At 56.5% G+C, this 19,689-nt stretch carries 20 protein-coding genes and 1 riboswitch; of the genes, 6 read left to right on the top strand and 14 right to left on the bottom strand.

Annotated features, from left to right (window positions below; all coding sequences use genetic code 11):
• Positions 1–188: 188 nt before the first annotated feature.
• Complete coding sequence (locus VIJ98_RS05995) at positions 189–581, bottom strand: YbhQ family protein (protein ID WP_007890591.1); 393 nt, start codon at positions 579–581, stop codon at positions 189–191.
• A gap of 177 nt (positions 582–758) precedes the next feature.
• On the opposite strand from VIJ98_RS05995, the gene VIJ98_RS05990 reads away from it, so the two are divergent.
• Genes VIJ98_RS05990 through VIJ98_RS05980 form a run of 3 tightly spaced genes read left to right on the top strand, consistent with a single transcriptional unit; the run spans position 759 to position 3,735 of the window.
• A complete protein-coding gene (locus tag VIJ98_RS05990; protein WP_008102681.1) occupies positions 759–1,520 on the top strand; it encodes an endonuclease/exonuclease/phosphatase family protein in 762 nt (253 codons plus the stop codon).
• On the top strand, positions 1,517–2,761 hold the full coding sequence (gene clsB / locus VIJ98_RS05985) for a cardiolipin synthase ClsB (RefSeq protein ID WP_323272731.1): 1,245 nt from the start codon (positions 1,517–1,519) through the stop codon (positions 2,759–2,761). The genes VIJ98_RS05990 and clsB overlap by 4 nt, the downstream gene beginning before the upstream one ends.
• A complete protein-coding gene (locus VIJ98_RS05980) occupies positions 2,761–3,735 on the top strand; it encodes a lysylphosphatidylglycerol synthase domain-containing protein (protein ID WP_008102686.1) in 975 nt (324 codons plus the stop codon). The genes clsB and VIJ98_RS05980 overlap by 1 nt, the downstream gene beginning before the upstream one ends.
• A 72-nt stretch (positions 3,736–3,807) precedes the next feature.
• Here the strand turns inward: VIJ98_RS05980 and VIJ98_RS05975 are convergent, their stop codons facing one another.
• The 7 genes from VIJ98_RS05975 to moaA form a co-directional block, all read right to left on the bottom strand.
• Positions 3,808–4,515 carry a Bax inhibitor-1/YccA family protein gene (locus VIJ98_RS05975; protein WP_008102687.1) on the bottom strand — a complete coding sequence of 236 codons (708 nt, stop codon included), beginning with the start codon at positions 4,513–4,515 and terminating at the stop codon, positions 3,808–3,810.
• A gap of 63 nt (positions 4,516–4,578) precedes the next feature.
• Positions 4,579–5,673 (bottom strand): DUF1615 domain-containing protein, encoded by a 1,095-nt coding sequence (locus VIJ98_RS05970; RefSeq protein ID WP_154191948.1) that lies wholly within the window; start codon positions 5,671–5,673, stop codon positions 4,579–4,581.
• 80 nt (positions 5,674–5,753) lie between these two features.
• On the bottom strand, positions 5,754–6,206 hold the full coding sequence (gene moaE, locus VIJ98_RS05965; protein WP_008102692.1) for a molybdopterin synthase catalytic subunit MoaE: 453 nt from the start codon (positions 6,204–6,206) through the stop codon (positions 5,754–5,756).
• A gap of 2 nt (positions 6,207–6,208) precedes the next feature.
• Positions 6,209–6,454 (bottom strand): molybdopterin synthase sulfur carrier subunit, encoded by a 246-nt coding sequence (gene moaD / locus VIJ98_RS05960; protein ID WP_323272728.1) that lies wholly within the window; start codon positions 6,452–6,454, stop codon positions 6,209–6,211.
• Complete coding sequence (moaC, locus tag VIJ98_RS05955; protein ID WP_154153274.1) at positions 6,447–6,932, bottom strand: cyclic pyranopterin monophosphate synthase MoaC; 486 nt, start codon at positions 6,930–6,932, stop codon at positions 6,447–6,449. Before moaC ends, moaD begins: the two co-directional genes overlap by 8 nt.
• A 2-nt stretch (positions 6,933–6,934) precedes the next feature.
• A complete protein-coding gene (gene moaB / locus VIJ98_RS05950) occupies positions 6,935–7,450 on the bottom strand; it encodes a molybdenum cofactor biosynthesis protein B (protein ID WP_323272725.1) in 516 nt (171 codons plus the stop codon).
• A 17-nt stretch (positions 7,451–7,467) separates the two neighbouring features.
• On the bottom strand, positions 7,468–8,454 hold the full coding sequence (gene moaA / locus VIJ98_RS05945; protein WP_258144793.1) for a GTP 3',8-cyclase MoaA: 987 nt from the start codon (positions 8,452–8,454) through the stop codon (positions 7,468–7,470).
• A riboswitch (molybdenum cofactor riboswitch) is annotated at positions 8,444–8,579 on the bottom strand. It overlaps the preceding gene by 11 nt.
• Before the next feature lie 196 nt (positions 8,580–8,775).
• Between moaA and yvcK the strand changes: the two genes are divergently transcribed.
• Entirely contained in the window at positions 8,776–9,678 is a 903-nt protein-coding gene (yvcK, locus tag VIJ98_RS05940; protein ID WP_008102701.1) for a uridine diphosphate-N-acetylglucosamine-binding protein YvcK, read from the top strand.
• Between the two features lie 25 nt (positions 9,679–9,703).
• Here the strand turns inward: yvcK and VIJ98_RS05935 are convergent, their stop codons facing one another.
• Entirely contained in the window at positions 9,704–10,891 is a 1,188-nt protein-coding gene (locus VIJ98_RS05935; RefSeq protein WP_323271415.1) for an IS4 family transposase, read from the bottom strand.
• A gap of 150 nt (positions 10,892–11,041) precedes the next feature.
• Entirely contained in the window at positions 11,042–13,063 is a 2,022-nt protein-coding gene (gene uvrB / locus VIJ98_RS05930) for an excinuclease ABC subunit UvrB (protein ID WP_008102704.1), read from the bottom strand.
• Positions 13,064–13,965: 902 nt separating this feature from the next.
• On the opposite strand from uvrB, the gene VIJ98_RS05925 reads away from it, so the two are divergent.
• Both VIJ98_RS05925 and VIJ98_RS05920 read left to right on the top strand, forming a co-directional pair.
• Entirely contained in the window at positions 13,966–14,682 is a 717-nt protein-coding gene (locus tag VIJ98_RS05925) for an ATP-binding cassette domain-containing protein (RefSeq protein WP_323272721.1), read from the top strand.
• 120 nt (positions 14,683–14,802) lie between these two features.
• Positions 14,803–15,990 carry an IS4 family transposase gene (locus tag VIJ98_RS05920; RefSeq protein WP_323271415.1) on the top strand — a complete coding sequence of 396 codons (1,188 nt, stop codon included), beginning with the start codon at positions 14,803–14,805 and terminating at the stop codon, positions 15,988–15,990.
• Between the two features lie 79 nt (positions 15,991–16,069).
• Here the strand turns inward: VIJ98_RS05920 and bioD are convergent, their stop codons facing one another.
• From bioD to bioB, 4 genes are read right to left on the bottom strand one after another with little or no spacing between them, the layout of a single operon-like run.
• Positions 16,070–16,741, bottom strand: coding sequence for a dethiobiotin synthase (bioD, locus tag VIJ98_RS05915; protein WP_323272719.1), 672 nt, complete (start codon positions 16,739–16,741; stop codon positions 16,070–16,072).
• A complete protein-coding gene (bioC, locus tag VIJ98_RS05910; protein ID WP_323272717.1) occupies positions 16,738–17,493 on the bottom strand; it encodes a malonyl-ACP O-methyltransferase BioC in 756 nt (251 codons plus the stop codon). Before bioC ends, bioD begins: the two co-directional genes overlap by 4 nt.
• Complete coding sequence (gene bioF / locus VIJ98_RS05905) at positions 17,477–18,628, bottom strand: 8-amino-7-oxononanoate synthase (RefSeq protein ID WP_323272715.1); 1,152 nt, start codon at positions 18,626–18,628, stop codon at positions 17,477–17,479. The genes bioC and bioF overlap by 17 nt, the downstream gene beginning before the upstream one ends.
• The gene (gene bioB, locus VIJ98_RS05900) at positions 18,629–19,660 is read right to left on the bottom strand and encodes a biotin synthase BioB (protein WP_007890608.1); all 1,032 of its coding nucleotides are present in this window, start codon (positions 19,658–19,660) and stop codon (positions 18,629–18,631) included.
• Positions 19,661–19,689: the final 29 nt, after the last annotated feature.

The following is a 19,689-nucleotide window of genomic DNA, read 5'->3' as shown; positions in this document are numbered from 1 at the left end:
ATCGCCGTAGGCGATGTAGTTTTCAGGAGGGATATGACGCAAGCGCGGGGCTCACGTGTGAAAAGGGCACAAACTACCATGCGTAAGGGCGCGAGTTTAGCAGCTTTCCGCGCGTACAGCATCCATAAAAAAAGGAGCCGCATTCGGCTCCTTTTTATCAGGTCCGCAGGGTTGCGGTCCCTAATCGATCAACTGCGCTTCTTCTCGATGCGCTGGACCGGCTCTTTCGCCAGCAGTGATACCAGCGCCGGTCCCACCAACATCACCACGCCGAGGATACCAATCAGCAGGTTGTTGTGGATAAAGCGGGAGATCAGGAACAGCGTTAACATCGCTGCGCCAAAGTAGTACGTGGTGGTCACCTCTTCGAGGGAATCACCCATTCTACGTAAACGGGCACTACGCTGCATGACCAGCATGGTAATAAATACCACCGCATAAGCTGCCACCAGGGTACTGCTCACTTCAACCAGCGCCCTATGTTTCCAGCCCCAAACCAGCGCGGCAATCACCAGCAGGTGCATTGCAATGTGCAAACAGGTTTGTCCGGTAACAATCTGAACACGATTAGACCATTTCATTCTCTTCTCCTGGCAGACCCAACAGGTCGCCCAAGTGTATCTGGCTGGAGGCCAGACGAACGTCCTCAATGTAAAGCAAATTTCGGATTACGCCCTAATTTTCTGCCCTTAACACCACCCATTTGTGACAAAGACTACACTTTGTGCTGTTGATGATGAAAAGGAGCGCGTCGAAGTATGCCACAAAATACGCAAGGATTTTCATTTAAAGTCCTGACGATCAATACCCACAAGGGGTTCACCAGCTTTAATCGCCGCTTTATCCTGCCGGAATTGCGTGACGCTGTCCGCGCGACATCAGCGGATATTGTCTTCCTGCAAGAGGTGATGGGCACCCACGCTATCCATTCACTGCACATCGAAAACTGGCCGGAAACCTCACATTACGAGTTTCTGGCCGATACCATGTGGGACGATTTCGCCTATGGCCGCAACGCCGTTTATCCCGAGGGACATCACGGGAACGCGATATTGTCACGATTTCCCATCGTTGAATATGAAAACCGCGATATTTCCGTCGCCGGAAGTGAAAAGCGCGGCATGTTGCACTGCCAAATTCGCCTGCCGGATCGTGCTGAGCCGCTGCATGTGTTCTGCGTGCATCTCGGTCTGAAAGAGAAACATCGTCAGGCGCAGATGAAGATGATGTGCGACTTCATCGATACGCTGCCGCCCGATGCGCCCTTGGTGGTGGCCGGTGATTTTAATGACTGGCAGGTCAGCGCCAATCGCTTTCTCAAGCGCGCGGTGGGCTTAGAGGAAGTGTTCAGTATCAAAACTGGCCGCCCTGCCCGCACCTTTCCGGCACGTTTTCCGCTGTTAAGGCTTGATCGTATCTACATCCGCAACGCTACGGTAAGTCGTCCGTGGGCGCTGCCGGTTAAACCCTGGTCACACCTGTCCGATCATGCGCCATTAGCGGTGGAGATTTTCCTATGAGTTTCAATTGGCGCGACGGTAATCAGCTCCGTTTGCTTGAGAACGGTGACGCATTTTTCCCGCGCGTGTTGGGCGCGATTCAGCGCGCCGAGCGCACGCTGCTGCTGGAAACCTTTATTCTGTTTGAAGATGAAGTGGGTAACGACCTGCACGAAGCGTTGCTTAACGCAGCGCAGCGTGGAGTGAAAGTTGAAGTGATGGTCGATGGCTACGGCTCGCCGGATCTCTCCGATCGATTTGTTAATAGCCTGACCGCCGCTGGCGTGCGCTTTATCTATTACGATCCGCGTCCGCTGGTGCTCGGCATGCGCACCAACGTGTTCCGTCGTCTGCACCGCAAAATCGTGGTGATCGATGAAGCGATCGCCTTTGTCGGCGGCATCAACTTCTCCGCCGAACACAACACCGATTTTGGCGCGCAAGCCAAACAGGATTATGCGGTGGAGGTGAAAGGTCCGGTGGTGCTGGATATTGCCCAATACGTGCAGCAACAAATGGGCAGCGAACAGCACACGCGGCGCTGGTGGGGCGCGCGTTCCCATCGCCCCGCGGTTAACGCCATGCCCGGTGAAGCGCAGGTGCTGTTTGTCTATCGCGATAACGACGAACACCGCGACGACATTGAGCAGCACTATCTCGCCATGCTGCGCAAAGCCCAGAAGGATGTGATCATCGCCAACGCCTACTTCTTCCCCGGCTATCGTTTGCTGCGTGAGATGCGCAGCGCGGCACAGCGCGGCGTGCGCGTCAGGCTGATTGTGCAGGGCGAACCCGATATGCCGATCGTTAAAGTTGGCGCCGAGCTGCTGTACAACTATTTGGTCGATGGCGGCGTGGAAGTGTATGAATACTGCCGCCGCCCGCTGCACGGCAAAATTGCGGTACAGGATCAGCAGTGGTCCACCGTCGGCTCGAGCAACCTCGATCCGCTGAGTTTATCCCTCAATCTGGAAGCCAATTTGATGGTGCACGATCGCGCCTTCAACCAGACGCTGCGCGACAATCTGGAATTGCTGATTCAGCAGGACTGCGTGCGCGTGGAAGATGACAAGCTGCCGCCGCGCAACTGGTGGCAGCTAACCAAAGGCGTGATTGTGTTCCACTTTTTACGCCACTTCCCGGCTATCGCCGGTTGGTTGCCTGCGCATACGCCGCGCTTGTCGCAGGTTGCGCCGCCGGTACAGCCTGAAATGGAAACCCAGGATCGGGTTGAAGCTGATAATCCAGGAGCGAAACCTTAATGTCGAAGAAGAATCCGCGCTGGCAACTGGCGAAGAAAATCCTCACCTGGCTGTTTTTTATCGCGGTGATTGTGCTGCTGGTGGTGTATGCGCGCAAGGTGAACTGGGAAGATGTCTATACCGTCATCGTCGGCTACAACCGCTATGTGGTGCTGAGCGCTGCCGCGCTGGTAGTGGTGAGTTATCTGACCTATGGCTTGTACGACCTGATTGGACGCGCTTACTGCGGCCATAAGCTGGCGAAGCGTCAGGTGATGCTGGTGTCGTTTATCTGTTATGCCTTCAACCTGACGCTCAGCACCTGGGTTGGCGGCGTGGCGATGCGTTATCGGCTCTACTCGCGACTCGGTTTGCCGGGAAACACCATTACGCGCATTTTCTCGCTGAGTATCGCTACCAACTGGCTCGGCTATATTCTGCTGGCCGGCGTGGTGTTTGCGGCGGGCATGGTGCCGATTCCTTCCGGCTGGTTCATTGGCGAAACCACGCTGCGCATTATTGGCGCGGTGCTACTGGTGATGGTGGCGGTCTATTTGTGGGCGTGCGCCTTTGCGAAGAAGCGCCGCTGGACGGTAAAAGGCCAGCATCTGCAGTTGCCTTCGCTGCGCATGGCGCTGTTCCAGTTTGCCGTCTCCTGCGCCAACTGGATGGTGATGGGTATGATTATCTGGCTGCTGCTGGCGCGTCAGGTGGATTATCCGATTGTGCTGGGCGTGCTGTTGATCAGCAGTATCGCGGGCGTGATTATTCATATCCCGGCCGGGATTGGCGTACTGGAAGCGGTATTTTTGGCGCTGCTGAGTGGGCAACATGCCTCGCATGGCAGCATTATCGCGGCGCTGCTGGCTTATCGCGTGCTCTACTTTATTCTGCCGCTGTTGGTGGCGCTGGTGCTCTATTTGTGGCTGGAGAGCCGCGCGAAGCATTTGCGGCAGAAGAATGAGCAGAAGATGGAGAAATCGGTTTCGCGCTGAGGATCCTCGTAGGGTCGGCATTTATGCCGACCTGGTCGCCATGAATGGCGACCCTACGAAGATACACGAGACTTAGCGGCGGTTGCCGAAGATGCGCAGCAGCATCAGGAACAGGTTGATGAAGTCGAGATACAACGTTAACGCGCCCATGATGGAAGTGCGACGCAGGTTCTCTTTGTCGTTCACGTTGATGTTCTCGCCAATCGCCTTCAGCTTCTGCGTGTCATAAGCGGTTAAGCCGACAAACACTACCACGCCGATATAGGTAATCGCCCACATCAGTGCCGGGCTTTTCAGCCAGAAGTTCACCAGCGACGCCAGCAAAATACCGATCAGCGCCATAAACAGCAGGCTGCCAAAACGGCTCAGGTCGCGCTTGGTGGTGTAACCGTAGAAGCTCATGGCACCAAACATCCCGGCCGTCACAAAGAAGGTGCTGGCAATCGATGAGTAGGTGTAGACGAGGAAAATACTTGCCATCGTCAGGCCAGTCAGCGCCGAATAGAGCATAAACAGCGCGGTGGCGACCGCGCCGCTCATCCGTTGCACCATGCCAGACAGCACAAACACCAGCGCCAGCTGCGCGATGATCAGACCAAAGAAAGTAATACGGTTAGCAAACACCAGTTCCATTACTGCAGGTGTGCGGGCAGCAAACCACGAAACAAACGCGGTGAGCAGCAAGCCGCAGGTCATCCAGCCATACACCTGCGCCATGTAGGTCTGCAGCGAGGTGGATGCCTGCTGCACGATTGAATCATTACGTGGATATCGATCCATGAAGCGCCTCATTAGCTTTTACGTTAACAAACTCTGTAAGTGTGGAGTGTACACCCGTTTGCGTCAACGGCGCGTCAAGCACTGTTGATAGCGGCCATTAACGCGCTGGGCAAACCACGCGGTGGTGAGATTGCGGGTGATTTTCGGGCTCTCCAGCTTGATGCCCGGCAGCATTTCGCGCGGCAGACGTTTTCCGGCCATCTTATCGGCAAGAATAAAGGTCTGCTTCCACAGCGTGCTTTTGGCAAAATCTTCGCTGTCGCCCTTCTCCAGATCGCGGCGGATTTCACGATTGCTCATATCCAGCTGCTTGCTCAGGCTGCGCACCGCCAGTTCGGTGGAGCCGGCCTGCTCGCTGCCATACATAATCAAATCGCCATCCAGTTCCAGCTTGATGCCGCTGGCGCGCGCAATCGCTGCCTGAAATGCCGCGTTGCGGCTGGCGTACCAACCGGCGTTGAAGTCGGCAAAGCGATAGAGCGGCTGGCTGTAATCGGCCGGATAGCCAAGCAGATGCAGCGTGCCGAAGTAGATACCACCGCGACGGGTGAAGACTTCTCGACGAATCGAACCGTCAACCGCATACGGATAGCCTTTGGCGTGCGCTTCCGCAAACTCAATGCTGACCTGCATCGGCCCGCCGGTATGAATCGGGTTAAGGTTGCCAAACAGCTTCTGCCCCATCGGCACCATATCGATAAAATCATCAAAGATGGCGCTCAGCTCTTTCTCGCTGCGCACTTTATCCAGACGCGCGGCATAGCTTTCACCGTTCGGCGATTTGATCAGCAGCGCGGTGCGCACCAGAAATGCCGGAACGTGTACTTTGGCGGCGCGGCGATCGATTTCGCCCCAGGCAATTTTCGGTAAGCCCGGCACTTCCGCATCAGCACTGAAGTTGGACTCCTGATCGGTGACGGCAATGACCGCGCAGATGTTGCTGACGCTGGCATCGATTTGCTGCACGCGGAACGCGGTATAGATGTCGTCGGCCCAGGCGGATTTTTGCTTCACGTCGCTGGGCAACAACTGCTGGATTTGGCTTTTCACATCGGCGGGCTGACGTGCAGGCACCTGCGGCTCTTTTTTGGTGCTACAACCAACCAGCACAAGCGCAGCCAGCAATGCTGCGCCTTTCATCATCTTGCTCGTGTTCATCCTGCTCCCTGACGCCAACAAAAACCGTACCTTAACGTTTTCAGTGGCCTGCCGCTATCGGAGCCGGAGGATTTTGCGCGCTAGCTCCAGCGCTCAGCAGCCTGATGATCGCTGTCGCGGGCATCGACCCAGCGATCGCCTGCAGCGGTAGCTTCGCGCTTCCAGAACGGTGCGCGGGTTTTCAGGTAATCCATGATGAACTCAGTGGCAGCGAAGGCGCTGCTGCGATGCGCGCTGCTGACGCCCACAAACACAATTTCATCGCCGGGGAACAGTTCGCCAACGCGATGAATCACCGTGACCTGCTGCAGCGCCCAGCGCTGACGCGCATCTTCAACAATATCGGCCAGCGCTTTTTCCGTCATGCCGGGATAGTGCTCCAGCGTCAAGGCCGCCACGCTAGCGCCGAGATTGTGATTGCGCACTTTGCCGGTGAAAGTGACGACCGCGCCATCGCTGTCATGGGCGGCGAGTTTTTCGTACTCTTCGCCGACGTTGAAAGGCTCTGATCCCACACGAATCCGCGTTTCCATCATCAGCCTCCAGTAACCGGCGGGAAAAAGGCTACTTCATCACCGGCACGCAGCGGATGACTCATCGGCACCAGCGTTTGGTTAACCGCCGCCAGCAGCTTGCCGGATTCCAGCGCCAGCGCCCAGCGATCGCCCTTCTCTGCTAACGCCGCGCGCAATGTCGCGACGTCATCATATTCTGGAGCCAAATCAAGTGAGCTGGTGCCGGTCAATTCACGCACCTGAGCAAAAAACAGCACCTTAATCATGGCTCACCGCCTTGAAATCGCCGGACTTGCCGCCGCTTTTAGTCAGCAAACGCAATTGGTCGATGACGATGTCTTTTTGCACCGCTTTGCACATGTCATAGATGGTCAGCGCCGCGACGGATGCCGCCGTCAACGCTTCCATCTCGACGCCGGTTTTGCCGGTCAGACGACACAGCGAGGTGACGCGCACGCGATTGTGCTCGGGTTCAGCAATCAAACTGACTTCCACTTTGCTCAGCATCAGCGGATGACAGAGCGGAATCAGTTCCCAGGTACGTTTTGCCGCCTGAATACCGGCGATGCGCGCGGTGGCGAAGACGTCACCTTTGTGATGACTGCCGTCAATAATCATCTGCAGCGTTTCGGCGCTCATCAGCACCAGCGCTTCGGCCTGCGCTTCGCGTACCGTTTCGGTTTTGCCAGAGACATCCACCATGTGGGCTTCGCCAGCGGCATTGATATGAGTTAACGATGACATGCTTACAACTTCTTCAAATGTGAGACGAAATTACACGGACGCGTACGTGCATCCAGCTGATCTTCAATAATGCGTTCCCAGGCGCTGCGGCAGGCGTTGGTCGATCCTGGCACGGCAAAAATCAGCGTCTGATTTGCTAATCCAGCCACCGCGCGCGACTGCAGCGTTGAGCTGCCAATCTCTTCATAGGAGATCATGCGGAACAGTTCGCCAAAGCCTTCGATTTCGCGGTCCAGCAGCGGCAGCAACGCTTCTGGCGTGCTGTTTTTGCTGTTGAAACCGGTGCCGCCGTTAACGATCACCACTTGCACATCGTCGCTGGCGATCCAGCGCGACACCGTGGCGCGAATGCGATAGCGGTTATCCGGTACCAGCGCGCGATCCACCACCTGATGTCCGGCTTCCGCCAGCGCTTCACGCAAATAATCGCCGGATGTGTCATTGCTGGCATCGCGGCTATCTGAGACGGTCATCACCGCCACATTTAAGGCGACAAATTCGCCAGAAGGTTTACCCATGGCCGTAACTCCTGTGTTTAGCCACCAATAAAGGAGAGATTTTGTGTGATGCCGGTGTTGCCCTGATGCAGGAAATGCGTCTGCTTTTTCTGTCCAAGGCTGTGCGCAATGCGTGCCTGCAACGCATCTTGCTGATCGTCAGAGGCCAGCAGATCGCGCAGCGACACGCCGCCATCGCCAAACAGGCACAGATGCAAATTGCCCAGCGCCGAGACGCGCAGGCGGTTGCAGCTGGCACAGAAATCTTTCTCGTACGGCATGATCAGGCCCACTTCGCCCTGATAATCGGGATGACGGAACACCTGCGCTGGGCCGTCGCTGCGACCGCGCGGCTGGCGTTGCCAACCTTGCATGATCAACTGATCGCGAATCACTTCACCGGAGATGTGATGACGGCGGAACAGATCGCTGCCTTCGCCGGTTTCCATCAGTTCGATAAAGCGCAGTTGAATCGGTCGCAGGCGCAGCCACTCAAGGAAGGTGCTGAGACTGTGGCTGTTCACATCGCGCATCAACACGCTGTTGACTTTCACCTTCTCAAAACCGGCATCAAAGGCGGCGTCGATTCCCGCCATCACCTCGGCAAATTTGTCCTGGCCGGTAATGGCGTGAAACTGGCGTGCGTCGAGGCTGTCGACGCTAACGTTGATATGGGTGAGACCGGCGGCGCGCCACGCACGTACGTCACGCGCCATGCGGTAACCGTTGGTGGTCATCGCGATCTGGCGAATGGCAGCGTTTTCACGCACGGCGGCGATGATGTCGGTAAAATCACGACGCATAGAAGGTTCGCCGCCCGTCAGGCGCACTTTTTCCGTGCCCGCTGCCGCAAAGGCACGCGTCACGCGACGAATCTCATCCAGCGAGAGAAAGCTTTTATTGTGCGTACCGTTTGGCTTGTAGCCGTTCGGCAAGCAGTAGGTACAACGGAAGTTACACACATCCGTGACCGACAGGCGCAGATAGTAAAAGCTGCGCGCGTAGGCATCTGTAAATTGTGGCACCTGAACACCTTTCCAAAGTCGGGAGATGCAGTCATTTCTTTCTGCACCCTGGCAGCTCAAGGCTGCGGCCTGCATTCCATATCTTTAACGACTTAGGAAACCAGGCTTGGGAGTTTGTTGTCATTATGGACAACACGGTTAAAACGAATGGTAGCGCGATTAGCGATTCGCATCCATCAGTGAATTTCGCTATATATCTTGATGTATAACGTGTTTTTCACCGCATTTTCGCGACAGGATACGGTAAAATGCATCACAGATATTGATGCACATCAGTTCAACTACGCCTCAACGCGAGGACGTCAGTGACAAAGGAGAAACATGAATCGAACCCTGGCAGATTTGGACCGCGTAGTGGCATTAGGTGGCGGACACGGTTTGGGCCGCGTGATGTCGGCGCTGGCACCGTTAGGCTCGCGCTTAACCGGCATTGTTACCACCACCGATAACGGCGGATCCACCGGCCGCATTCGCCGCTCGGAAGGCGGCATTGCGTGGGGCGATATGCGCAACTGCATCAATCAGCTGATCACCGAACCCAGCGTCGCCACTGCGATGTTTGAGTATCGCTTCACCGGCAATGGCGAGTTGGCCGGGCACAACCTGGGCAACCTGATGCTGAAAGCGCTCGATCATCTAAGCGTACGCCCGCTGGAAGCCATCAATATCATTCGTAATCTGCTTAAGGTTGATGCGTTTCTGATTCCGATGTCGGAACAGCCGGTCGACCTGGTGGCGCAGGATGGCGAAGGCAATATGGTGTACGGCGAAACCGCGATTGATGAGATGAAGCAGCCGCCCGAAGAGTTGATGTTGCATCCCAACGTGTTGCCGACCCGCGAAGCGATTGAGGCGATAGGCGAAGCGGATTTAATTCTGATTGGCCCCGGCAGTTTTTACACCAGCCTGATGCCGATTCTGCTGATGGAAGACATGGCGCGCGCGCTGCGTCGTACACCTGCCACCATGGTGTTTATTGGCAATCTGGGCCGCGAACTGAGCCCGGCGGCAGCCAGCCTGAATGTGGCCGATAAATTGGCGATCATGGAGAAAGCGATTGGCAAGCGGGTGATTGATGCGGTGGTGGTGAGTCCGGCCGCCGATATTCGCGGCGTGGAAGAGCGTTTAATCATTCGCGAACCGCTGGAAGCAGCCGACATCAAATATCGCCACGACCGCCAGCTGCTGCGTATCGCGCTGGAGCACGCCATTCAGGCCGTGTAGGGCTGAGGGATCCCCAGGAATATCGTTAATACACATATACGATATTCCTGTAACTCGCTGATAGTTCGGCTCGCACCGTTTCTATATCCAGCTGACTGATCCCTGCCGGGTTGTGCCTTATCGCATTTCTTGCCAGCGTAAGGTATGACAGTACTCGCCGGTGTTGCACCGTGTTCGCCTGATAAAACCGGTGCTCGCCTTTTCTTTCAAGCGCGTAGCCCATCAGCCACAGTACGATGCTGCACAGCGTCGACAGCAGGTTCAGCACTGACATCCTTTCCACACTCCGGCTGAAGCTGCTTCTCAGCCCCATACCGTAACGTTCACTCTTTTCATCCCGGAAGTTCTGCTCTATCTGCATTCTCCGGCTGTAAAGCTTCATTATCGTCCGTGACTTCAGCTCCGCATCGCTGGTAAACAGCACCCACGGCTCACGGGCCAGGCGACTCTGGTTTGCCTCTTCGCGCGTGTAAAAAAAACGATCCCGGCTTTTCTTTCCGTGACGATTTTTGGGTGCTCTCTTATGAACGTGCACGAAGCCGTAAGCCGGTGATTTTTTATATCGCGTCAGCCGGGCCGCACCAGCACAGCGCGGCGTTGTGCCGGCTTTTAGCTGACCCGGCGTTACCCACTCTTCCGTTCCGGCCAGCTTCAGAACGCCGTTGCCCCTGAGCCGGCCGATGAAGTGCCATCCGTGCGACTGAACGCGGTTAAACCACTCGCGGCGGAACCCGGCATCGGTGACGATGGTCACTTTCCTGTCTCCCAGGCACCCGGCCAGGTCGTCCAGAAAACGGTTCTGAAGGTCGGGATTTCCCAGCTTATCGCCTTCTGCGATGAGGCTCAGCAGCGGGATGGCGCGTCCATCCGCCAGCAGGCTGGCACGCAAAAGGCTGAAGGACTGAGTCGGCCAGGCGCTCCAGTCCACGGCAATGACGCACTCCTTCATGTCCCGGATAAGCCAGCAGATAATGTCGCGTGACAGCGCGGGCACCTCCCGGTGGAGGGCGGCATTCCCCATAAGGCGGTCAACGCGTTTGATTTTGTGCTTAACGCGGGCATCGCCCGCAAGAGAGCGACCAATGCTGGTCAGATTGAGGGAAGCACCGCGGGTCAGGGAAATCGTCATATCAGTGAGGGCGTTACGACGATACTGATGGGTGCTGGCTAAAGATTCCCGTAAAAATTTATGGCAAAATGCGGAAGCAGGCATAGTGGCGATCTTATTTTTTGTTGGCGCAATAATTAGATCATTTTTCCACTGTGCCTGCTTCGTTTTTGTGGGGATTCATCAGTCCGTAGGGTCGCCATTTATGGCGACCTGGTTACAACCATCACGATTATGGCGACCTCGCTACAACCATCACGAAGCCGCAATAAACAGCTCACGCAATTGATGTAACTGATCGCGCACGCTGGCGGCTTCTTCGAACTCCAGGTTCTGCGCGTGTTGCTGCATCTGCCCTTCCAGCTCGTGAATTTTCTTCTGCATCGCCTGCGGCGTAAGCGCCATATAGTTAGCTTCGGCTTCTGCCGCAGTGCGTGACGCGGTTTTGCCTTTGCCGCGCGTTTTCACCACGTTTTTACCGAGCTCAAGAATATCGGTGATCTTCTTGTTGAGCCCTTGCGGTGTAATGCCATTCTCTTCGTTGTATTTCTGCTGCTTCTCACGACGGCGCTCGGTTTCGCCCATCGCGCGCTCCATCGACGGCGTGATTTTGTCGGCGTAGAGAATCGCCCGGCCGTTGATGTTACGCGCGGCGCGGCCAATGGTCTGAATCAGCGAACGCTCGGAACGCAGGAAGCCCTCTTTATCGGCATCGAGAATCGCCACCAGCGATACTTCCGGCATATCCAGACCTTCTCGCAGCAAGTTGATGCCAACCAGCACATCAAATTCGCCGAGGCGTAAATCGCGGATAATCTCCATACGTTCCACGGTATCGATATCCGAGTGCAGATAGCGCACCTTCTCACCGTGCTCCACAAGGTATTCGGTGAGATCTTCCGCCATACGCTTGGTCAATACGGTCACCAGCACACGCTCGTTGATCTCAACACGCTTGCGGATTTCCGACAGCAAATCGTCCACTTGCGTCGCCACCGGACGCACTTCCAGAACCGGATCCAGCAGGCCAGTTGGACGCACCAGCTGATCGATCACTTCGCTGCCCGATTTTTCCAGCTCGTAATTACCCGGCGTGGCCGACACATAAATGGTTTGCGGCGCTGCTGCTTCAAACTCTTCAAAGCGCATTGGACGGTTATCCAGCGCTGACGGCAGGCGGAAACCGTATTCCACCAGCGTCTCTTTACGCGCGCGGTCACCGCGATACATGCCGCCGATCTGCGGAATAGTGACGTGCGATTCGTCGACCACCAGCAAGCCATCCGCCGGTAAATAGTCGAACAAAGTCGGCGGCGGCTCGCCCGGTCCGCGACCGGAGAGATAGCGCGAGTAGTTTTCGATGCCGGAGCAGTAACCCAACTCATTCATCATTTCGAGATCGAACTGCGTACGCTGAGAAATACGCTGCTCTTCAAGCAGCTTATTGTTCTCCAGCAGCACTTTGCGGCGGATCACCAGCTCATCTTTGATCTCTTCCATCGCTTGCAGAATGCGTTCACGCGGCGTCACGTAGTGCGTTTTGGGATAGACGGTAAAGCGTGGGATGACGGAATCAATCTGGCCGGTCAGCGGATCAAACAGCGACAGCCTTTCAACTTCTTCATCGAACAACTCAATACGCAGTGCGATGTCATCCGATTCGGCCGGGAACACATCAATCACTTCGCCGCGCACGCGGAAGGTACCGCGCTGGAAGGCTTGATCGTTGCGGGTATATTGCAGCTCCGCCAGGCGACGCAGAATGCTGCGCTGATCGATAATCATGCCGCGTGTCAGGTGCAGCATCATTTTCAGGTAGAGATCAGGATCGCCCAAGCCGTAGATCGCCGAAACTGACGCCACCACAATCACATCACGACGCTCCAGCAGCGCTTTGGTCGCCGACAGACGCATCTGCTCAATGTGCTCATTCACCGAGGCATCTTTCTCGATAAAGGTGTCAGAACTCGGCACATAGGCTTCAGGCTGGTAGTAATCGTAATAAGAGACGAAAAACTCCACCGCGTTATCCGGGAAAAACTCCTTCATCTCGCCGTAGAGCTGCGCTGCCAGGGTTTTATTCGGCGCCAGCACCATGGTCGGACGGTTGAGGTCGGCAATCACGTTCGCCACGGTAAACGTTTTACCAGAGCCCGTCACGCCCAACAGCGTTTGATGCGCGAGTCCATCTTCCAGCCCCTCTTCGAGACGGCGAATCGCCTCAGGTTGATCGCCTGAAGGCTTGAAAGCGGAGTTGAGTTTAAAGGCTTTGCTCATGTTTTAGCGGTTCCAGCAGATGAAGTCGGCGGGCAGGCTGCTAATTCTACTCTGCTATGGCGAATTTGCCAGAAAAAAATACTGGACATAATCACAGTAACCTTGCACGATAATGGAACCTGAAGCCGATTTTCTTCAATGCAATTTAAGCGGCAGCCAGCAAGCTCTTGTTGCGCAATGTTATCCCCAAGCGGAGGACGCTTTTAACATTTGTCAATAGAGTGTCATTAAATTGCAGTCCGATGACAAGCCAGATAATTCGCATGCTTGATTTTAACTAACCTGCTGTTTTTACTGACATTGACTCAAAAGCCCAGTTTCTCATCATAATGTATGAAGGCCGCGAATTTACTCGCTTGCACACGGTTTTCAGTCGCTAATGCACAAGGTTATCCACAGTAATGGTGGATAAGTGAATCCAGCCCCGAGCCCATCGGCTGTGTATAATTTTCTCCCGCCCATTCTTAAGCGCGAAAAAAAATTTTTTCGCATTTATTTTTCTTCTCCTGCGTGTGGCATTAACCCTTCTTTTTCCCTGTTTACCTCTCCTTGCCGGGAGAAAAACCAGGCTTTAAGACCATTTATTTCCCCGGTTATTGCCTTACGAACGATCAAATGCACCAGAAACGTTAAGCAGTCAGCACCGTCAAAGTGCAGCTAATTTATCACCGCCGGCAATTGTTAAGCGTTTCTCAACTTTTAGCGGTTGATTTGTCAGGTTTCCGACCTGGAAAGAGTTAAATTCCTAACCTGGCCTGGGAATTGCAGTGTTAACGGTATGGAGTGACGAGTCCATATCGGCAGTTGCCGACGACAGCGGTGTCCATCAATCGTGCACGACTGTATGCCAGACGACACAGAGCGGGAGCATTCAGGCTAATAATCTGGAAGGAGTATGTCAGATGCTGAGTTTACGTTCGGTGAATCAGTTTTACGGTCAAAATCACATTCTGTGGGATGTGGATCTCGATCTGCCGCCGGGCACCTGCACCGGCGTGCTGGGCAGCCCCGGCATGGGCAAAACCACGTTGGTGAACTGCATTATGGGCCGCCTGCCGATTAACAGCGGCTCGATGACCTGGCAGGAAGATGGCGCGCCGCCGGAAGATTTGCTGCTGCAACCCGCCGAGCTGCGCGCGCGCACCGGCATTGGTTACGTGCCGCAAGGACGGCATATTTTCTCGCAGATGAGCGTGGAGGATAACCTGCTGATCGCCCTGATGGCAGCGCAGGACGATCGTAGCCGCGCCATTCCGGAAATGGTGTTTGACCTGTTTCCGGCGCTCTATTCATTGCGCCATCAGCGCAGCGGCGAGTTGCCGATGGAGCAACAGCAACATTTGGCACTGGCGCGTGCGCTGGTGCTGCAGCCCAAGCTGGTGATTCTGGATGAGCCAACGGAAGGGATGTCGCCGTGGCTGGAAGAGGAGATGGGCAATCTGATTCGTCGGCTAAACCGTGAGTATGGTTTAACCATTTTGCTGCTGGAGCAGCACGTGTCGCTTGTCCGGCGCGTCGCCGACTATTTCCTGCTGCTGCATCGTGGGCGTAACGTGGCGCATGGCAAAGTGGCGCAGCTGGATGATTTGACGGTGAATAAGTGGCTGACCGCAACGTGACGATGTAGCCAGGTCGCCATAAATGGCGACCCTACGGACTGATGAATCCCCACAAAAACGAAGCAGGCACAGTGGAAAAATGATCTAATTATTGCGCCAACAAAAAATAAGATCGCCACTATGCCTGCTTCCGCATTTTGCCATAAATTTTTACGGGAATCTTTAGCCAGCACCCATCAGTATCGTCGTAACGCCCTCACTGATATGACGATTTCCCTGACCCGCGGTGCTTCCCTCAATCTGACCAGCATTGGTCGCTCTCTTGCGGGCGATGCCCGCGTTAAGCACAAAATCAAACGCGTTGACCGCCTTATGGGGAATGCCGCCCTCCACCGGGAGGTGCCCGCGCTGTCACGCGACATTATCTGCTGGCTTATCCGGGACATGAAGGAGTGCGTCATTGCCGTGGACTGGAGCGCCTGGCCGACTCAGTCCTTCAGCCTTTTGCGTGCCAGCCTGCTGGCGGATGGACGCGCCATCCCGCTGCTGAGCCTCATCGCAGAAGGCGATAAGCTGGGAAATCCCGACCTTCAGAACCGTTTTCTGGACGACCTGGCCGGGTGCCTGGGAGACAGGAAAGTGACCATCGTCACCGATGCCGGGTTCCGCCGCGAGTGGTTTAACCGCGTTCAGTCGCACGGATGGCACTTCATCGGCCGGCTCAGGGGCAACGGCGTTCTGAAGCTGGCCGGAACGGAAGAGTGGGTAACGCCGGGTCAGCTAAAAGCCGGCACAACGCCGCGCTGTGCTGGTGCGGCCCGGCTGACGCGATATAAAAAATCACCGGCTTACGGCTTCGTGCACGTTCATAAGAGAGCACCCAAAAATCGTCACGGAAAGAAAAGCCGGGATCGTTTTTTTTACACGCGCGAAGAGGCAAACCAGAGTCGCCTGGCCCGTGAGCCGTGGGTGCTGTTTACCAGCGATGCGGAGCTGAAGTCACGGACGATAATGAAGCTTTACAGCCGGAGAATGCAGATAGAGCAGAACTTCCGGGATGAAAAGAGTGAACGTTACGGTATGGGGCTGAGAAGCAGCTTCAGCCGGAGTGTGGAAAGGATGTCAGTGCTGAACCTGCTGTCGACGCTGTGCAGCATCGTACTGTGGCTGATGGGCTACGCGCTTGAAAGAAAAGGCGAGCACCGGTTTTATCAGGCGAACACGGTGCAACACCGGCGAGTACTGTCATACCTTACGCTGGCAAGAAATGCGATAAGGCACAACCCGGCAGGGATCAGTCAGCTGGATATAGAAACGGTGCGAGCCGAACTATCAGCGAGTTACAGGAATATCGTATATGTGTATTAACGATATTCCTGGGGATCCCTCAGCCCTACGGAGCATGATGTGGTTTTGTAGGGTCGCCATTTATGGCGACCTGGCTCATTTATTGCGGCAACCTCAAATAACGCCCACATTCCGCCTGTTCGGCCTCATCGCTAAGGTGCGGGATCTCACCCAACAACGGCGCATCAATGCGCTGACGCAGCGTAGCCATATACTCCTGATGGCGTTTGCCGGGCGGTTGAATATCATTGGCAATCCAGCCCGCAAGGCGTAATCCGCGTGCTTTGACCGCTTCGGCGGTGAGCATCGCATGGTTGATGCAACCAAGTTTCACGCCCACCACCAGAATCACCGGCAATTGCTCGGCTTCCACCCAATCGGCGTACGTTTGTGTCTCCGACAGCGGCGTAAACCATCCGCCTGCGCCTTCGACTAACACCCATTCCGCCTGCTGCTCCAGCGCGCGCAAGCCTGCTGAAAGCGTGGCAAAAGTAATCGGTCTGCCCTCTTCCGCGCTAATGATATGCGGCGAGGTCGGCTCGACAAACGCCAGCGGGTTCACCTGCTCATAGCTTAACGCCAGGCTGCTGTAGCGCTGCAACGCCAGCGCGTCGCTGTTGCGGATGCCTTGCGGCGTGATCTCGCAGCCGGATGCCACCGGCTTGTAGCCTGCGGTGCGTAAACCGGCGGCGCTCGCCGCCTGCAGCAGCGCACCGCTGGCCACGGTTTTGCCCACTTCGGTATCGGTTCCGGTGATAAACCAGCGTGTCATTTGCTTAAAACTCCATACATCAGATGATAACTCAGGCGATAACCCGCCTCGTCCTGCGGCCAGTGCTGCTCAAGATGTGCCAGTTGGGAACGCGTCAGCACGCTGGCGCCGCGTCCGTCGTGCAGATGCGTGGCACCAATGCCTTTCAGCGAGCGCATGGCGCTGAGCGCACTGGGAAAATGCAGCGTGATAACCTGCTGCTGCTTAGCGATCGGCAGCGTCGCGGTGGCCGCGTCAAACTGCGCGGCGCTGAGGAAACGGTTGGCGTGCTGACGACCATCCAGCTGCGCCCACGTGTGATGCACCTCGTGGAGCGATCCATCGAGCAGCGTGGAAAACAGTACCGTGCCGCCTGGACGCGTAACGCGTAAAAACTGCAGCAGCGCGGTGTGCAAGTCGCTGCTCCACTGCACCGCCAGATTGCTCCACACGCCGTCAACGCTGGCGTCTGGTAGCGGCACCTCATCAATATCGCCCAGCAGATAGTGCTGTGCCGATTGCTGATCGCGTGCGGTTTGCAGCATGTTGGCCGACAGATCAAGCGCCGTCAGCGTGCGCCCGCGATCGCGCCAGTAGCGGCTATACCAGCCGGTGCCGCAACCAGCATCCAGCAGATGCGGGCCAAAACCGGCGGGCGCCAGCGCCAGCAGCGCATCACCGCTCAGCCGCTGTAACTGCGCGTGCTGCTCGTAATGCGCAGCCGCACGACCAAAAGCGTTTGCCACGGCCTGCTTGTTAACCTGCAGCGTCATACAGCGCCTCCAGCAGACGATCAATATCATCGGTGTGATGCGCAGCGGTAAGCGTGATGCGCAGCCGTGCGGTGCCCGGCGGCACGGTCGGTGGACGAATGGCGCTCACCCAGCAGCCGGCCTGTGCCAGCCGCTGGGATAACGCCAGCGCCGCGCTGTTTTCGCCAACGATCAGCGGCTGGATGGCGCTCGCAGAATCGACCAGTTGCCACGGCAAATCCGCTGCACCGGCGCGAAAACGCGCAATGTGACTGTGCAGTTTTTCGCGCAGCGCATCGCCTTGTTGAATCTGCCGCAGTGCCGCTAGCAGCGCGAAGCACTGCGCCGGTGGCATCGCGGTGGAGTAGATCAGATGGCGTGAAAACTGCTCGACGTAATCAGCAGTGGCGTCATCACACAGCAGCGCCGCGCCGCTGACGCCAAACCCTTTGCCGAAGGTGACGATAAGCAGTTCCGGCTTGACCTGCTGCTGCCAGCAGCTGCCGCGCCCTTGCGCACCGGTGACGCCGATGCCGTGCGCATCATCCACCAGCAGCCAGCCATTGCCGCGCCGCGTCTCTTCTGCGATAGCTGCCAGCGGTGCACTGTCGCCATCCATGCTGAACACGCCTTCGGTCACCACCAGCGTGCCGCCATCCGACGGCGTTGCCAGCAGCTTTGCCAGACTTTCCGGCTGATTGTGGGCAAAGCGACGCAGGCTCGCCGGGCTGTGGCTGGCGGCATCCAGCAGTGACGCGTGCGCCAGCTTATCGGCGAAGATGCGATCCTGTTTTTCCGCCAGCAGATGGATCACCGCCTGATTGGCGGCGAATCCCGAAATAAATAGCAGCGCGCGCGAATAGCCAAGCCAGTCCGCCAGCTCCGCTTCGAGCTGCGCATGATGGCGGCTGTAGCCGGTGACATGACCGGATGCACCCGCACCCGCGCCTGATTCGGCCGCGCCCTGCTGCCAGGCAGCGATCACCGCCGGATGCTGACTCAAGCCGAGATAGTCATTGCTGGAGAAGTGGCGATAGCGCTGCCCTTCGAGCGTAATCTCCCGCACGCTGTTGTGCTCAACGGGACGCCGCAGCCGCCAGCCATCAGCGGCACGCCGCGCCGCCAGCGCCTGATCGATACGTTGTGACCAGCCCATTTACACAGCCGCGTTGTAGAACTGCTCGGTATCCGCGTGCAGCAGCTGCTCGCTGAGCTGATATTGCTGCTCGTTGTCACCGGCGGTTGTCGCGGTATGCTCAGGATTGAGGCCCAGTTTGCGGAACAGAATCAGGTCTTTATCCTCTTCCGGGTTTGGCGTGGTGAGCAGCTTGCAGCCGTAGAAGATTGAGTTAGCACCGGCCATAAAGCACATCGCCTGAGTTTGTTCGCTCATCTGCTCGCGACCGGCTGAAAGACGCACGTGCGAGGATGGCATCATGATGCGCGCCACCGCGATGGTGCGGATGAAGTCGAACGGTTCGACGTCGTCGTTATCGGCCAGCGGCGTGCCTTTGACCTTCACCAGCATGTTGATCGGTACGCTCTCAGGCGGCGTCGGCAGATTCGCCAGCTGCACCAGCAAGCCCGCGCGATCTTTCACCGTTTCACCCAAACCTACGATGCCGCCGGAACACACTTTGATGCCCGCGCCGCGCACTTTATCCAGCGTATCCAGACGTTCCTGATAGCTGCGCGTGGTGATGATGTTGCCGTAGAACTCTGGCGAGGTGTCGAGGTTATGGTTATAGAAATCGAGCCCGGCTTCGGCAAGACGCTGTGCCTGGCTGCCATCCAGCGTGCCAAGCGTCATGCAGGTTTCCATGCCCATCGCTTTCACGCCCTGTACCATCTGCTGCAGGTAAGGCATGTCGCGCTCGTGCGGGTTTTTCCACGCCGCGCCCATGCAGAAGCGGCTCGATCCCGCCGCTTTGGCTTTGCGCGCCGATTCCAGCACCGCATCCACTTCCATCAGCCGTTCTGATTCCAGACCGGTTTTGTAGCGCGCGCTCTGCGGACAATATTTACAGTCTTCCGGGCAGGCGCCGGTTTTGATCGATAGCAGCGTGCTGACCTGCACCTGGCGTGGATCGAAATGTTGACGATGCACTTGCTGCGCTTCAAACATCAACTCAAGGAAAGGTTTATCGAAAAGTGCCTGAGCTTGTGTCAGTGTCCAGCGGTTTGCCATTGCTTACTCCAGAAAAAGGGGGTTCATCC

Source organism: Pantoea sp. S18 (genome assembly GCF_045689705.1).
Lineage (GTDB): Bacteria > Pseudomonadota > Gammaproteobacteria > Enterobacterales > Enterobacteriaceae > Pantoea > Pantoea symbiotica.
The sequence above is the reverse complement of the archived record's forward strand: the minus strand, read 5'-3'. Positions and strand labels throughout refer to the sequence as shown.

Excerpts from the sequence above, each read along its gene's own strand:
- VIJ98_RS05995 (WP_007890591.1), bottom strand. The coding sequence starts at position 581 with ATGAAATGGTCTAATCGTGTTCAGATTGTTACCGGACAAACCTGTTTG.
- VIJ98_RS05990 (WP_008102681.1), top strand. The coding sequence starts at position 759 with ATGCCACAAAATACGCAAGGATTTTCATTTAAAGTCCTGACGATCAAT.
- clsB (WP_323272731.1), top strand. The coding sequence starts at position 1,517 with ATGAGTTTCAATTGGCGCGACGGTAATCAGCTCCGTTTGCTTGAGAAC.
- VIJ98_RS05980 (WP_008102686.1), top strand. The coding sequence starts at position 2,761 with ATGTCGAAGAAGAATCCGCGCTGGCAACTGGCGAAGAAAATCCTCACC.
- VIJ98_RS05975 (WP_008102687.1), bottom strand. The coding sequence starts at position 4,515 with ATGGATCGATATCCACGTAATGATTCAATCGTGCAGCAGGCATCCACC.
- VIJ98_RS05970 (WP_154191948.1), bottom strand. The coding sequence starts at position 5,673 with ATGAACACGAGCAAGATGATGAAAGGCGCAGCATTGCTGGCTGCGCTT.
- moaE (WP_008102692.1), bottom strand. The coding sequence starts at position 6,206 with ATGGAAACGCGGATTCGTGTGGGATCAGAGCCTTTCAACGTCGGCGAA.
- moaD (WP_323272728.1), bottom strand. The coding sequence starts at position 6,454 with ATGATTAAGGTGCTGTTTTTTGCTCAGGTGCGTGAATTGACCGGCACC.
- moaC (WP_154153274.1), bottom strand. The coding sequence starts at position 6,932 with ATGTCATCGTTAACTCATATCAATGCCGCTGGCGAAGCCCACATGGTG.
- moaB (WP_323272725.1), bottom strand. The coding sequence starts at position 7,450 with ATGGGTAAACCTTCTGGCGAATTTGTCGCCTTAAATGTGGCGGTGATG.
- yvcK (WP_008102701.1), top strand. The coding sequence starts at position 8,776 with ATGAATCGAACCCTGGCAGATTTGGACCGCGTAGTGGCATTAGGTGGC.
- VIJ98_RS05935 (WP_323271415.1), bottom strand. The coding sequence starts at position 10,891 with ATGCCTGCTTCCGCATTTTGCCATAAATTTTTACGGGAATCTTTAGCC.
- uvrB (WP_008102704.1), bottom strand. The coding sequence starts at position 13,063 with ATGAGCAAAGCCTTTAAACTCAACTCCGCTTTCAAGCCTTCAGGCGAT.
- VIJ98_RS05925 (WP_323272721.1), top strand. The coding sequence starts at position 13,966 with ATGCTGAGTTTACGTTCGGTGAATCAGTTTTACGGTCAAAATCACATT.
- VIJ98_RS05920 (WP_323271415.1), top strand. The coding sequence starts at position 14,803 with ATGCCTGCTTCCGCATTTTGCCATAAATTTTTACGGGAATCTTTAGCC.
- bioD (WP_323272719.1), bottom strand. The coding sequence starts at position 16,741 with ATGACACGCTGGTTTATCACCGGAACCGATACCGAAGTGGGCAAAACC.
- bioC (WP_323272717.1), bottom strand. The coding sequence starts at position 17,493 with ATGACGCTGCAGGTTAACAAGCAGGCCGTGGCAAACGCTTTTGGTCGT.
- bioF (WP_323272715.1), bottom strand. The coding sequence starts at position 18,628 with ATGGGCTGGTCACAACGTATCGATCAGGCGCTGGCGGCGCGGCGTGCC.
- bioB (WP_007890608.1), bottom strand. The coding sequence starts at position 19,660 with ATGGCAAACCGCTGGACACTGACACAAGCTCAGGCACTTTTCGATAAA.